Below are 12,856 nucleotides of genomic sequence, written 5' to 3' on the forward strand. Positions count from 1 at the left end.
GATTTATTCAACGCGTGTAACCTGCGGTTCAAGAGATGAGGAAAAGCCCGGGGTCTCACTGACCAGTGTTTCGATGAGCTGACGGCAAATGGCATGCACCTGGGCCTGCGGCAAGCCCGCATCGACCTCGACCACCCGCGCCCCGGGGAACGTCAAGGCCGCGGTGGCGGCCACCTTGCGCTCGATCAGGGCTAGGTCATGGTCGGGCTTGCGCGCCCAGGCCGTGTGGGCGTCCACATTGAGCCGGATGACCAGCGTGGGCGGTATCTGGGCCATCTCGATGTAGAGGTCGCGCTCACGCCGGGCCAGCAACGCGGTTAACCAACCAGTGGCATGGGCGGCCGACAAGCCAGGGCCATCGTTGAGCCCGGCGATCTGCGCCTGCGGGTAGCGGTCACAGATCACCAGCCGCCCGCTCTCGCGCACGTGCAGCATGTGCAGGAAACGACGCCAGCGCAGCCTGCCGAACAGGTAGATGACCGCAGCCGTGACAGGCCCGGGAATACGCTCGCCGGGCGTTCGAGCCCGACTGGCCTTGGCGGACAGATGCCGCTCCAGCATCGAGCCTATCCACGGCAACTGCCGAATCTTCAGCCCCAGCGCCCCGGAGCCCAGCCCCAGGTAGGCATATTGGCTATTGGCAATGACCGAGCACAGGTAGTGCGCCGTGGTGGTCTTCCCGGCACCGTCCGGGCCGATGATGGCGACCAACGGCGCCAGGCGCCGGAAGGCGCTACGGCTGGCCATTACACGGCGCGCTGGCGGGCCAGGCATGCGTTGATGGCATGCTTGGCCTGGTCGATGACGGTATCCAGGGGCTGGGTACTGTCCAGATCAATGATCGGACTGCCCTGGTATTCCAGCTGCGGCACCAACGCGATTTTGGTGGCCAACGACGCGTAGCGGTGGTCCGGTTTGCGCTTGTAGGCCGTTTCCAGATCGACATTGAGCCGAATCACCACGTCAGGGCGATAGCTCACCATGTAGCAGTACAGCAAGCGCTCGCAACGTGCCAGGCAGCGCACCAGCGCATTGCGATGCGGTACGCCACTGAGGCCCGGGCCATCGATCTTCATTTTGGCCACGGCAATTTGCGGAAAGCGATCGGCGATCACCGCAACACCCTGGCGTCGCAGCGACATCATCTTCTGATAGCGCCGCCAACGCCGTACAGACAGCAGAAAAATCGCGGCCGCCGCCAGGGTACTCGGCGCCTCGATCGAGGTTCGCGACGCTTCGCCTGGCGACACTGTTTTCGGCGAGTTTTTGGCAATCAGACGCTTGAGTACGCCCCCCACCATCGGCAAGCCCACCAGTTTCTCGCCCAAGGCCTTGGATTGGATGCCCAGATGGCAGCTCTCAACCTGTCCGGACTCGCGCATCCACGCCAGGATAGCGTCGGAAACAGTGGTCTTGCCCGCACCATCGCAGCCTACAAAGGCGATCACCGGTGCTAGTTCGTTCTCATGGTTCATCGACATCTCAGCGGCCTCCCGTGCCATGGCTCAGAGCGGGACGCGGCAGCGGCGCATGCCCACCTGTCACGACCTTGAATTTACCCTCGACCAACTCGACAACCTTGTCCGCCACCTCGATCAGGCGCGGACGGTGCGACACGGCGATAATGGTGATGTTCGGCGTCAACGCCTTGAGCGTGGCGCAGATGTCGGCTTCGGATTCGGCGTCCAGCGCACTGGTGGCCTCGTCCAGGATCAGCAGGCGGGGCCGGTGCGCGAGCGCGCGGGCGATAATGATCCGCTGGCGCTGACCACCGGACAGTTGGCCGCCCCGCTCCCCAACCCGCGTGTGCAGGCCGTAATCCAGGCCCTGCACGAATTCCCAGGCGCCGGCCTGACGCAACGCATGCTCGGCATCGGCTTCGGTCAATGACGGCTCACCGAGGGTGACGTTGGCCAGCACACTGTCGTGTAGCAGCAGGGTTTCCTGGGTCACGTAGCCGATCATCCGGCGCCAACTGCGCCGTTGCAGATCGCCCAACGCCCGGCCATCCACGCGGATGCTGCCGTCTTGAGCCACCAGCAAAGCGCACAGCAGGTCAAGAACCGTGGTTTTGCCGGTGCCCGACGGGCCAACCAGCGTTGTCATGGTGCCCACCTCGAAACTCACGCTGGCCTCGTCGAGGACGCGTCGACCGCCGTAGGTAAACGAAACCTGATCGAACACAATGTTCCGGGCCAACGTTGGCTGGAGGCTGCCGCCGGCGGGTTCGCGCTGGGCCTCGGCTTCTTCCACCGCCTCGCGCAGGGCCCAGAACGCGCTCTCCTGCCCGACCATGCGGTGATAGCGCTGCTGCGCCTTGTGCATCAGCCCAAGCACGCGCACGACCATGAATATCAGCACCATCACCGAGGACATCGGCAGCTTCCAGATCACCAGGCCGGCGTACAGACCGCCTGCGGCCAGCAGCGCCAGCAGCGGCTCCTGCAGGGCGCGCAGGGTCTCGCGACTGGTGACTTCCTTTTCCATGGCAATGTTGAGCTCGGTCGCCTGGCTGCGCAGCAGCGAATCGGCGATGTCCTCGCGGGCCATCGCCTTCAGCGGTTTGACCGAACCCAGGGTGTCGCTCAGGTTGATCAGCAGTTCGCGCATCAGCCCGGTCTGGCTTTTGCCGGCCTTGCGCGAGGTTTTCACCAGGCCTCGCAAGGCCAGTAAAATGGTCAGGCCCAGGGCAATACACACCAGGGCGGCCTGCCAGGACACCACGAAGGCAATGATGGCGTAGGCAATGGCCTGAATCGTCAGGGCCACCATGTTGGCGGCGTGCTCGTAGGCCGTCGAGGCACGGAACGCCTCGGTGGCCACGGCGTTGGCCAGGGCCCCGCCCGGCTGACGCAGGTAATGCTCCCATCGGCTGCCCAGCGTGGCATTGATCAGGTCGACACGCAGGTCCGTGGCTACGTGTGCCACGGTGTAGCCCACCTGACGGTTGGCCAGCAGAATCAGCAGGCTGGTCAAGGACATGCCGACCACGATGATAATCAACAGTACGGTGATGGAGGGCTCCAGCCCTACACTGTGCAGCACGCTGGCAACATGGCCGGCCACCATGCTTGAGTGGCCGCTGTCACCCAGCATGACCGACACCAGGGGCAGCATGGTGGTCAGGCTCGCGCCCTCCACCACACCGGCGACCACCAGGCTGAGCAGCATCAAGATAGTGCGAAGGGGGTAGGATTTGCCGAATGCCAGGATGATTCTCATGCCACCGACTCCAGGATATCGCTGTCACGCAGGGCGGCGAAGGCCTCCACCATGACGTCGATTTCCTGTTCCGAATGGGCCGCGCTGACACTGCACCGCACCAGCGTGATGCCCGCAGGCGCGGCCGGCGGCAGCACCAGGTTCACGTACACCCCGTGCTCGATCAACGCTCGCCAGAAGCGCACGCCCTGCTCCTTGGTACCGATCATCACCGGCACCACCGGGCTGGCGTGCGGGCCCACCTGGTAACCCAATGCTGCCAGGCCGTCATACAGGCGATGGGCGTTTTGCCACAGCTTTTCGCGCAACTCAGGGGCTTGTGCAATGGTCTGCAGCGCCGAACGCACGGAGGCAATGGCCGATGGCGACGGCGAGGCGGTGAAAATATAAGGACGACTGGCATAGCGCAGCACTTCCATGCCGCGGTCATTACCCACCGCAAAGCCGCCAATGGCCGCGAGGCTCTTGCTGAACGTCCCGAGGATGATATCGACGTCCTGCTCCACATCCAGCGCCTGGGCCAGGCCACGGCCAGTCGCGCCCATCACGCCGAAGGAGTGCGCCTCGTCCAGCAGCAGGTAACCACCCAGGCGGCGCTTGATCTCGACGATTTCCTGCAGCGGAGCCACGTCACCGAGCATGCTGTAGATGCCTTCGACGATGATCAGCGCATGCTTGGCTTGTTCGCCGAGGCGCACCATGCGTCGCTCAAGGTCCGCGGCGTCGTTGTGACGAAAACGGATGATCTGCGCCCCTCCCAGGGCGCATGCATCGTAGATACTGGCGTGGCAATCGGCATCGAGCAGCACCACGGCCTTGGGCGTCGCCAGGGCGCTGATGATGCCCAGGTTGGCGACATAACCGGTGGAGAAGACAATCGCGGATGGCCGCTCGAAGAACGCCGCCAACTCCTGCTCCAGTGCCACGTGCCCGCCGTAACTGCCGTTGGCCATGCGTGAACCGGTGGTGCCAGTGCCCTGCTCGACCAGGGCAGCCTGGGCGGCGGCAATGGCCTGAGGGTCAAACGTCAGGCCCAGGTAGTTGTTGGTACCGGCCAAAATGACGCGACGATTGCCGATGCGTCCCTGGGTGGCGCAATGGACCTCATCGATGCAGGTGCCAAAAGGGTTGAGGCCGTCGTCCTGGAACGCTTCGCGCTCCTGTGCCAGGCGGGAAAAACTGTCATACAACCCCATGATGCTCCTCCAGGTAGATCATCAGTGCGTCGGTGAGATCGGCGGGTGTGCTGACATCGATCAGGATATTGATTGGGATAGACAGGTCGAACTGGTCTTCCAGCATCATCAGCAAGTCCATGATCTTGATGGACTCAAGGCCCAGGTCTTCGATCAGGTTGCTGTGCAGGCCTACTGGCCGTTGCTTGTCGGCGGTCAAGCCGCTCAGGCATTCCAGGATGTAGTCGGTGACGACTTCGCGCTTCAACATAAAAAGAGTCTGATATCTGTATGAAAGTGGGATCAAAACAACCGTTCACGCAACGCGTGTTCAAGCTCGATGGCCGGGTACCAGCCCAGGTCCTTCGAGATAAGGCGGTTGCTGGATGACCAGTCGGGATGGATAAGCTCGTTGACCTTGCTCGGCGTCAGCATGGGCTCGCCACCTGCCAGGCGATGCCAGGCCAGGTTCAGGCGTGACAGCTGCAAGAGTAAGGCTGTGGGAACACCGATCAGACGCACCGGCCCGCCGCGTATCAGCGCCCCCATGGCGGCCAGTTGCTTCCAACCGTAGCCATCCTTGGCACCGTCATTGATTTCGTAGCGCACGGCATGAATGGCCTCCACGTCTAGCCAGCGCAGGGTGGCCTGGACCAGGTCTTCCACATGCAGAAAAGACAGCCGTGCATCGGCATGGCCAAGCCGGGGCAGCCAGCCACGCAGCAGTGCCGACAGTACCGGCTGCAATTCGCTGTCGCCTGGCCCATAGACGGCCGTAGGCCGGAAAATGCTGATGGGCATGTCGGCGGCCGCCTGGAGGGCAGCGACTTCGGCATCGAACTTGGACTCGGCGTACCACGACAGGTGCGGGTACCTGGCAGCCAGCGAAGAAAACAACAGGAAACGCTCGCAACCGGCAGCCTTGGCTGCCTGCACCAGGCGCCGGGTGCCCTCGACGTTACAGCGCTGAAACACTACGCGGCTGCGACCACGCACCTGGCCAGCACAATGGATGACTGCACTGGCGCCGCTGACCAGCCTGGCCAGCGATGCCTCATCTTCCAGCGACCCGCGCACCCACGTCACGGCGTCCAGGCTCGCCACCGATCGGCGGGTCAACGCACGCACGGCGATACCGCGCGCCAACAGGGCCTGCAGAATGCGCCGGCCGATAAAGCCGGTGGCCCCCGTGATTGCCACGGTCAGGCTCATCAGGCGATGGCCGCGGCAGGCAACGCAAGAGCGTCGAGCATGCTCAGGTAGCGACGTTTGGCCTCAGCACGTGCCGGTTTGCCGGATGAGGTACGCGGAATGCTTTGCGGCGGTACCAACTGAATGTCGACGCTGACGCCGAACTCACTCTGGATGCGCCCCGACAGCGAGCGGACCATTTGCTCGCGCGATGCGGGCGAGGCCACCCGGCACTGGATCTGCATCACCACCACTGACTCATCACCGCGCGACGTCACGAAGGCGATCGCATCGCCCGGCCGCACGCCAGGCTCGCCCTCGGCCACGTGCTCGATATCCTGAGGCCAGATGTTGCGCCCGCGAATGATAATGAGGTCTTTCTTGCGGCCGGTGACATGTAGATTGCCCTCGAACAAATAACCCAGGTCGCCGGTGCCCAGCCATTGGGAGGCCTGCAGTTGCGAGTCAGGGTCGCGGAAGTAGCCACTCATCAGGCTGGGGCCGGCAATGAATATCTGCCCCACCTCGCGCTCGCCGAGCACCTCACCCTGGGCGTTGCGAATTTCCAGCCGGTGCCCGGGCAGGACCGCCCCGCAGTTCACGAACGTGCTGACGGCACGTGTGCGTGACGTGGGCGGTACGGCCTTGCCGCTGTGCTCCAGTACATCGCGATCGATCACATCGGCCCGCAGGCCTTTGGGGGTGTCGGCAAAGCTGACCGCCAGGGTGCTTTCCGCCAGACCGAAGCACGGCATGAACGCCTCTGTCGCGAAACCTGTTGCCGCAAAACGTTCGGCAAATTGCGTCAGTGCCTCGAACGGGACCGGCTCTGCGCCCACACCAGCAACCCGCCAACTTCTCAGGTCAAGCTCGGCCAGGTCCTTGTCACTGCAACGCCGCAGGCACAGGTTGTAACCGAACGGTGGCGCCACGGACACCGTGCCACGATTGCGGCTGATCAGCTTCAACCATTGCAAGGGGCGCATGGCGAAGTCCTGCGTGCGCAGGTAGTCGACCGACAGTTGAGTGGCGACGGGTGTGAGGACGAACCCCACCAGGCCCATGTCGTGATAGAAAGGCAGCCATGAAACGCAGCGGTCGCCTTCGCGCAGCTTGATGCCGTCACGACTGATAACCTGCAAGTTGGCCATGACCGCGCGCTGGGTAATCACCACGCCTCGAGGAAAGCGGGTGCTGCCCGAGGTGTACTGAAGGTACGCCACATCGTCCGCGCCAGGTGCCTGCAATTCGACCTCGGCCTCTGGCAGCGCGTCGATGTCGACACCACTGAGCAAGGGCATCGGCGGCATATCGGCAGCGGCCTCTCGCACCAGCGGCAGCCATTCCTCGCCACCGCACACCGCAGCCGGGCTGCAACTGTTCAGCAACCCACGCAGCTTGTCCACGTAGGATGAATGCTGGCCAACCCCCATGGGAATGGGCAACGGCACGGGGATCAGCCCCGCATATTGGCAGGCGAAGAACACTTCGACGAACGTGGCGTTGGTGTCGGCGATCAGTGCCACCCGGTCGCCCCGCACCAGCCCCAAGCCGAGCAGGCGACGTGCGCCCATCAGGGCGCGCCGTTTCAGCATGCGGTACTCGAACGAACTGACCAACTGACTGCGTCGGTCATAGAAGTTCATGCCGGTTTGACCGGTGGCGGCATAATCCAATGCTTCTACCAGACTTTCAAAGTCTGCGTGACGCATGGGTATGGAATGATTTGAGCTTGTTTCTGACATATACAGCACAGCCATTAGATGAGAACCTTCGGCCTGATCGCATGACGGCAAATCCACCCGCAACATTTCATTTGGCCGATGCATTTATCAGGCGACAATAAGATAGGAAACAGCGCATCTGCGCCGCAGCCAGCAAGCGATTGTTACCTGCGCAGTGTTCAAGTTCTGATTGAATCAAATTCGGCGCGAAGATTAACAGGAGTTGTTTTCTGAACGACTATTCATTTATCAGATACCCGCCATCTGAAACAGCGATGAAGATTTTATATACAAACTTAGTTAATAGCGGTTTCATTTACGCCGCATTTGCGGTGATCAACCGTGCGTTACGTTAGTTAAGTTAACACCCCCTCGAAGTTAGTTGGATTTAGGTCAGCCATGATTTCCATAGAACAGGTCAGCGACAAGGCTGGTTTAAAAGCCTTCATCTCCCTGCCCTCCCACTTGTACGCAGACGATCCCCACTGGGTCCAACCCCTGCATGTGGAACGTATCGAGCATCTGTCGGCGAAGAATCCGGCATCGGACCACATTCACTGGCAGGCCTGGATTGCGCGACGCGGCGGTGAAGTGGTGGGCCGCATTACCGCTCAGGTGGATTCACTGCATCGTGATCTGCACGGCATGGACACCGGCCATTTCGGCATGCTCGACGCCATCGATGACGAGGCAGTGTTCAGCCTGCTGACTCATACGGCGGAGACCTGGCTGCGCAAACAGGGCGCCCACCGAATCACCGGCCCGTTTGGCTTGAACATCAATCAGGAAAGCGGCCTGCTGGTCGACGGGTTCGATACACCGCCGTCGGCGCTGATGGAGCATGGCAAGCCCTACTACGCCGCACGCCTGGAGCAGCAAGGCTACGCCAAGGGCATGGACCTGCTGGCTTACTGGATGCGACGCACCGACCTGTCCTTCACCCCGGCGCTGACATCACTGATGGACTGCATGCGCGGTAGAGTCACCATCCGGCAGCTTGACCGCAAGCATTTCGCACGGGAAATGCAGGTACTACGCGCCGTGTTCAACGATGCCTGGCAGAAAAACTGGGGGTTTGTACCGTTCACCGAACGTGAGTTCGACGAGATGGGCGCGCAACTGAAATTCCTGGTGCCCGAAGACATGATCTATATCGCCGAGGTCGACGGTGAGCCCTGTGCCTTCATCGTTGCCCTGCCCAACATCAACGAAGCCATCGCCGACCTGGATGGGCGCCTGCTGCCATTGGGCTGGGCCAAATTATTGTGGCGTCTGAAAGTCAGTGGCGTACGCACCGCGCGGGTACCGCTGATGGGCGTGCGACAGCAGTACCAGTTCAGCCGAATGGGGCCGATCATCGCACTGTTGCTGATCGAAGCCTTGAAGGCGCCGTTCGAAAAACGTGACATCGAAGCACTGGAAATGTCCTGGATCCTGGAAACCAACACCGGTATGCGGACGATTCTGGATCGCATCGGTGCCGCCCCCTACAAACGGTATCGCCTGTATGAAAAAGCAATTTGAACCACCGCGTTTCGACGCGCTGGTGCTGGGTGCGGATCGCCATGGCCATGACCCGGTGGCTGCGCTGGGCTCGGCGGGTTGCAAGGCGCTGACGCCAATCGCAGGGGTGCCGATGCTGCACCGTGTGCTGGGCGCTTTGCACGACAGCGCCCAGGTTGGCCGGGTAACGTTGATCGGGCCTTCGCTGGCGCTGCTGGAGAAGGACCTCCATGTACGGTCGATGATCCTCAGCGAGCAGTTGAGCTTTCTGCAACCCCAGGCAACCCCGGCTGCAAGCGTCGCCCATGGCCTGGCCAGGCGACAACACTGGCCATTGTTGGTGACGACCGCCGACCATGCCTTGCTGCGCGGCGACATGGTCGACTACTTCCTCACCCAGGCAGCCGCCCTGGATTGTGACGTGGCGGTTGCCGTGACGCCCCTGGAGACAGTGCTGCAACGATTCCCCGGCACGGCCAGAACGGCCATCCGGCTCAAGGGTGGCCCGTATTGCGGCAGCAACCTGTTCGCCTTCCTCACCCCACAGGGTGCCAAGGTGGCGCAGTACTGGCGTGGCATGGAAGAAGCGCGCAAGCGTCCCCGACAAGTTGTGGCCCGTGCGCTGGGCCCGCTGGCTACCGTGCGCTACCTGCTGGGCGAACTGTCCCTCAAGCATGCGCTGAACCAGCTTTCCCGGGTGCTCGGCGCACGCGTGGGCGCTGTGGTCATGCCCTTCCCGGAAGCGGCGGTGGATGTGGATTCAGCCAACGACTTCGCGCTGGTGGAACGCACCCTGCGCGAGATGGCCAAGGACCACGGGCGCCCTGCGGCCTGACCGACTCACCCGCTTCATTCCCCTTTTTACTGTGCACGGCTGATGCCGCGTTGAAGGCTTGCGGTACATGCTTACGATCGAGCGCTACATCATTTCCGAAGTACGCCGTCCTGTGACGATGATGGTTGGTTTCCTGACCTTTGTTTTCGCCAGTTACTCGGCCGAACGCTACCTGACGGAGGCCGCCAACGGCACCCTGGCGCTGGGGGTGGTCCTCGACATCGTTTTCTACAAAGTGCTGATCGCGCTGGAGATGCTGCTGCCTGTCGGGCTGTATGCCTCGGTGGCCATCGCGCTGGGTCGGCTATACAACGACTCGGAAATCACCGCCATCCTGGCGTCCGGTGCCAGCCCGTTGCGTATCTACCGGGCCATTCTGATCATCGCCACACCGCTGGCCCTGGCGGTGGCTGCGCTGTCGTTCTACGGCCGGCCCTGGGCCTATACGCAAACCTATCAACTGGAACAGCAATCGCGCTCCGACCTCGACGTCAGTCACCTGCAGGCCCAACGCTTCAACCTCAACGATGACAACGGCCGGATGATCCTGGCCCAGCACATCGACCCGGACACCAACCAGCTCACCGACGCGCTGATCTACGACCCGACCGAAGGCAAAAGCCGCGTGCTGCGCGCCAACGTGGCGACCATTACCGATCCCGACCCCACGACGCCGGCGCTGACCCTGCAACAGGGCACCAGTTATACGCTGGAGCATCGCGGCAGCAAGGACAGCACACTGAATTACAAAGCGTTGCTGCTACACCTCAAGCCGGTGGAACCGACCGATGAGTCAAAGCGCAAATCCACCCCCAGCGCGATGCTGGCCATGTCGGCCATGCCCCAGGACAAAGCCGAACTGCAATGGCGTGAAAGCCGCGGCCTGAATGCCATTCTCATGGCCCTGTTGGCCGTGCCGCTGAGCCGGACCGCACCACGCAAAGGCCGGTTCTCAACCCTGCTGCCGATCGCGATCCTGTTTACGGTGATCTTCTATGCCGGCAACCTGTGCCGCACCCTGGTAGCCAATACCGCCCTGCCCCTGATCCCGGGCCTGTGGCTGGTCCCCCTGCTGATGCTGGTTGGTCTGGGGGCCTTGATGGCTCGTGACCTGCGGCTGTTGCCGAGGTTTTCGCGATGAGCCTTTGGGGTCGCTACCTGGTCAGGAACGTGTTCGTGGGTTTCGGTGCTGCCGCTGCACTGCTGATTCCGTTGTTCACGACTTTTGATCTGATCAGCGAACTCGACAATGTCAGCGCTGGCGGCTACCGCTGGACCCAGGCGGTGGCGGTGGTGCTGATGACGCTGCCCCGTCGCCTGATCGACCTGGGGCCCTTCATCGCCCTGTTGGGCGGCATCGTCGGCCTGGGCCAACTGGCGGTCAGCCAGGAGCTCACGGCCCTGCGCGCCGCTGGTGTGTCCATCGTGCGTATTGCCCTGGCGGCCGTTACCGCAGGCGTGCTGCTGACCGCCAGCCTGGCAGCACTGGATGAATGGGTGGCCTCACCGTTGCAGCAGCGCGGCCTGCAGATGCGCAACGCCGCCATCACCAGTTCCGATGAGGCAGTCAATGCCAAGGGGACGCTGTGGGCCAGGCGCGGCAATGAAATCGCCAGGATCGACAGCGTGGCCGCGCACAACCGGCCCATGGGCATCGAGATATTCCACTACAACCCGGACAACACCCTGGCCAGTTACATTCACGCCGACAATGCCAGCGTATCCCGGGACGGCAGTTGGACGCTCAACCAAGTCAACTTCAAGCAATGGAGCAACGGCGAAGAAACGGTCCGCGAGTTGGATAGCCTGCAATGGACGTCGATCTTTTCCAGTATTCATCTCAAGGAGCTGACCCTGCCCAGCGACAGTTTTTCCATCAAGCAGTTGAGCCGCTACATCCACTTTCTCAAGGCCACCGATCAACCGGTCGATCAGTACAGCATCGCCCTGTGGCAGAAGTTCGGCCGGCCGATCCTGACGCTGGCGATGATCCTGCTGGCGGTACCCTTCACCTTCGTGCAACAGCGCGACCCCGGGATGGGCAGCCGCCTGGCGGTGGGCGCTGTCGTCGGTCTGCTGACCTATGTAGGTAATCAGATCATCGTCAACCTGGGGCTGCTGTTTGCCCTGAATCCGCTGTTGACCACCTTGTTGCCACCGCTGTTTATTCTGGGCGCGGCATTGATGCTGGTCTATCGCTTCGACCGAAACGCCTAGGCAACGTCATGAACATCAACCCACCTTCAATTGCTAAGCCACGATGCATCGGCGTTTTGATCAACCCCCTCAGCGGCCGCGTCCGTCGCCAGCAGGCACGCATGTGCCGCCTGATCCATAGATTGCCCCGCGCCCGCGTCGCGCAGGTGCGCACCCCGGCCGAGGTCGAGACTGCCATCGCCAGCTGGGCGCTGATGGAAAACGACTTGTTGGTCGTAGTGGGCGGGGATGGCACGCTGCAGGCGGCGCTCACCAGCCTGCTGCAAACCCCGGGGGCGAAAGTCCCCAAGGTGTTCATCGTCCCCGCAGGCACCACCAACATGAGTGCCAATGCCATCGGGTTGCGTGGCAGCCCACTCAGGGCAATCAAGGCGCTGACGCGCTGGCTGACCCATGACGACCACACCGCGCGGGAGAAACCCACGGCTGTACTGCAAGTGTCTGACTCGCACACCCGGCGAGCACAATGCGGCCTGTTCTTTGGCGCGGGTTCAATCGTCACCGGCGTTCGCTATTTTCATGAACGGGTTCGCCCCACCGGCCTCAAGGGGCTGGCAGGGCCATTGACCGCCTTCGTGCGCATGCTGCTGGCGTTGTTTTCCCGCACGGCCAGCCATCTGCTGCCGACCGTCAACGCCCCTATCACGGTGAACGGCACGACACGCGAGGCGCCATGGCTGCTGGTATTGGCCACCACCCTCGACAAATTGCTGCTGGGCAGCACGCCATTTTGGGGCGCCGAGCACCAGCCCATGCGCCTGACCGCCATTGCCCAGGCCCCTGCCCGCCTGTGCCGGGCCTTGCCCGCCGTACTGCGCGGGCGACCCAGCGCGGCCATGCGCCAGGATCCGGGCTACCTGAGCCACAACGCCCAGCACGCCAGCATTGACCACCTGCACGAATACCTACTGGACGGCGAGATATTCCCGGTGACCGGAACACTGGAAATCAAGGCCAGCCCGCCCGTGCGCTTCATCACCTTGTAAGGA

The 12,856-nt window shown here is 62.5% G+C and carries 12 protein-coding genes; 5 read left to right on the top strand and 7 right to left on the bottom strand.

All coding sequences use genetic code 11. The features are described from left to right. Positions 1-3: 3 nt before the first annotated feature. The 7 genes from RGV59_RS21755 to RGV59_RS21785 are packed head-to-tail and all read right to left on the bottom strand — an operon-like array spanning position 4 to position 7,399. Positions 4-747 (bottom strand): hypothetical protein, encoded by a 744-nt coding sequence (locus tag RGV59_RS21755; protein ID WP_126586818.1) that lies wholly within the window; start codon positions 745-747, stop codon positions 4-6. Continuing rightward, positions 747-1,481 (bottom strand): hypothetical protein, encoded by a 735-nt coding sequence (locus RGV59_RS21760; protein WP_026139859.1) that lies wholly within the window; start codon positions 1,479-1,481, stop codon positions 747-749. The genes RGV59_RS21755 and RGV59_RS21760 overlap by 1 nt, the downstream gene beginning before the upstream one ends. A gap of 1 nt (position 1,482) precedes the next feature. Beyond that, positions 1,483-3,222 (bottom strand): ABC transporter ATP-binding protein, encoded by a 1,740-nt coding sequence (locus RGV59_RS21765; protein WP_017845647.1) that lies wholly within the window; start codon positions 3,220-3,222, stop codon positions 1,483-1,485. Further along, complete coding sequence (gene spt, locus RGV59_RS21770; protein ID WP_046383325.1) at positions 3,219-4,418, bottom strand: serine palmitoyltransferase; 1,200 nt, start codon at positions 4,416-4,418, stop codon at positions 3,219-3,221. Before spt ends, RGV59_RS21765 begins: the two co-directional genes overlap by 4 nt. Next, entirely contained in the window at positions 4,405-4,668 is a 264-nt protein-coding gene (locus RGV59_RS21775; RefSeq protein WP_017845645.1) for an acyl carrier protein, read from the bottom strand. The genes spt and RGV59_RS21775 overlap by 14 nt, the downstream gene beginning before the upstream one ends. Positions 4,669-4,700: 32 nt before the next feature. Continuing rightward, a complete protein-coding gene (locus RGV59_RS21780; protein ID WP_017845644.1) occupies positions 4,701-5,609 on the bottom strand; it encodes an NAD-dependent epimerase/dehydratase family protein in 909 nt (302 codons plus the stop codon). Beyond that, positions 5,609-7,399 (bottom strand): fatty acyl-AMP ligase, encoded by a 1,791-nt coding sequence (locus RGV59_RS21785; protein WP_307847414.1) that lies wholly within the window; start codon positions 7,397-7,399, stop codon positions 5,609-5,611. Before RGV59_RS21785 ends, RGV59_RS21780 begins: the two co-directional genes overlap by 1 nt. 312 nt (positions 7,400-7,711) lie before the next feature. Here RGV59_RS21785 and RGV59_RS21790 point away from each other — a divergent pair, with 312 nt between their 5' ends. The 5 genes from RGV59_RS21790 to RGV59_RS21810 all read left to right on the top strand — a co-directional run bounded on the left by RGV59_RS21790 (position 7,712) and on the right by RGV59_RS21810 (position 12,853). Continuing rightward, positions 7,712-8,836: a hypothetical protein gene (locus RGV59_RS21790; protein WP_017845642.1), complete on the top strand. Its 1,125-nt coding sequence runs from the start codon at positions 7,712-7,714 to the stop codon at positions 8,834-8,836. Beyond that, entirely contained in the window at positions 8,820-9,650 is an 831-nt protein-coding gene (locus RGV59_RS21795; protein WP_046383321.1) for a nucleotidyltransferase family protein, read from the top strand. The genes RGV59_RS21790 and RGV59_RS21795 overlap by 17 nt, the downstream gene beginning before the upstream one ends. 67 nt (positions 9,651-9,717) lie before the next feature. Then, positions 9,718-10,791, top strand: coding sequence for an LPS export ABC transporter permease LptF (lptF, locus tag RGV59_RS21800; RefSeq protein ID WP_104903126.1), 1,074 nt, complete (start codon positions 9,718-9,720; stop codon positions 10,789-10,791). Further along, positions 10,788-11,867: an LPS export ABC transporter permease LptG gene (lptG, locus tag RGV59_RS21805; protein ID WP_126586820.1), complete on the top strand. Its 1,080-nt coding sequence runs from the start codon at positions 10,788-10,790 to the stop codon at positions 11,865-11,867. The genes lptF and lptG overlap by 4 nt, the downstream gene beginning before the upstream one ends. A gap of 56 nt (positions 11,868-11,923) precedes the next feature. Continuing rightward, positions 11,924-12,853, top strand: coding sequence for a diacylglycerol/lipid kinase family protein (locus tag RGV59_RS21810; RefSeq protein ID WP_158243610.1), 930 nt, complete (start codon positions 11,924-11,926; stop codon positions 12,851-12,853). Positions 12,854-12,856: the final 3 nt, after the last annotated feature.

This window comes from Pseudomonas sp. FG1, from assembly GCF_034313875.1.
Lineage (GTDB): Bacteria > Pseudomonadota > Gammaproteobacteria > Pseudomonadales > Pseudomonadaceae > Aquipseudomonas > Aquipseudomonas veronii.

Excerpts from the sequence above, each read along its gene's own strand:
- RGV59_RS21785 (WP_307847414.1), bottom strand. The coding sequence starts at position 7,399 with ATGTTGCGGGTGGATTTGCCGTCATGCGATCAGGCCGAAGGTTCTCAT.
- RGV59_RS21755 (WP_126586818.1), bottom strand. The coding sequence starts at position 747 with ATGGCCAGCCGTAGCGCCTTCCGGCGCCTGGCGCCGTTGGTCGCCATC.
- spt (WP_046383325.1), bottom strand. The coding sequence starts at position 4,418 with ATGGGGTTGTATGACAGTTTTTCCCGCCTGGCACAGGAGCGCGAAGCG.
- lptG (WP_126586820.1), top strand. The coding sequence starts at position 10,788 with ATGAGCCTTTGGGGTCGCTACCTGGTCAGGAACGTGTTCGTGGGTTTC.
- RGV59_RS21780 (WP_017845644.1), bottom strand. The coding sequence starts at position 5,609 with ATGAGCCTGACCGTGGCAATCACGGGGGCCACCGGCTTTATCGGCCGG.
- RGV59_RS21775 (WP_017845645.1), bottom strand. The coding sequence starts at position 4,668 with ATGTTGAAGCGCGAAGTCGTCACCGACTACATCCTGGAATGCCTGAGC.
- RGV59_RS21795 (WP_046383321.1), top strand. The coding sequence starts at position 8,820 with ATGAAAAAGCAATTTGAACCACCGCGTTTCGACGCGCTGGTGCTGGGT.
- lptF (WP_104903126.1), top strand. The coding sequence starts at position 9,718 with ATGCTTACGATCGAGCGCTACATCATTTCCGAAGTACGCCGTCCTGTG.
- RGV59_RS21760 (WP_026139859.1), bottom strand. The coding sequence starts at position 1,481 with ATGTCGATGAACCATGAGAACGAACTAGCACCGGTGATCGCCTTTGTA.
- RGV59_RS21790 (WP_017845642.1), top strand. The coding sequence starts at position 7,712 with ATGATTTCCATAGAACAGGTCAGCGACAAGGCTGGTTTAAAAGCCTTC.
- RGV59_RS21765 (WP_017845647.1), bottom strand. The coding sequence starts at position 3,222 with ATGAGAATCATCCTGGCATTCGGCAAATCCTACCCCCTTCGCACTATC.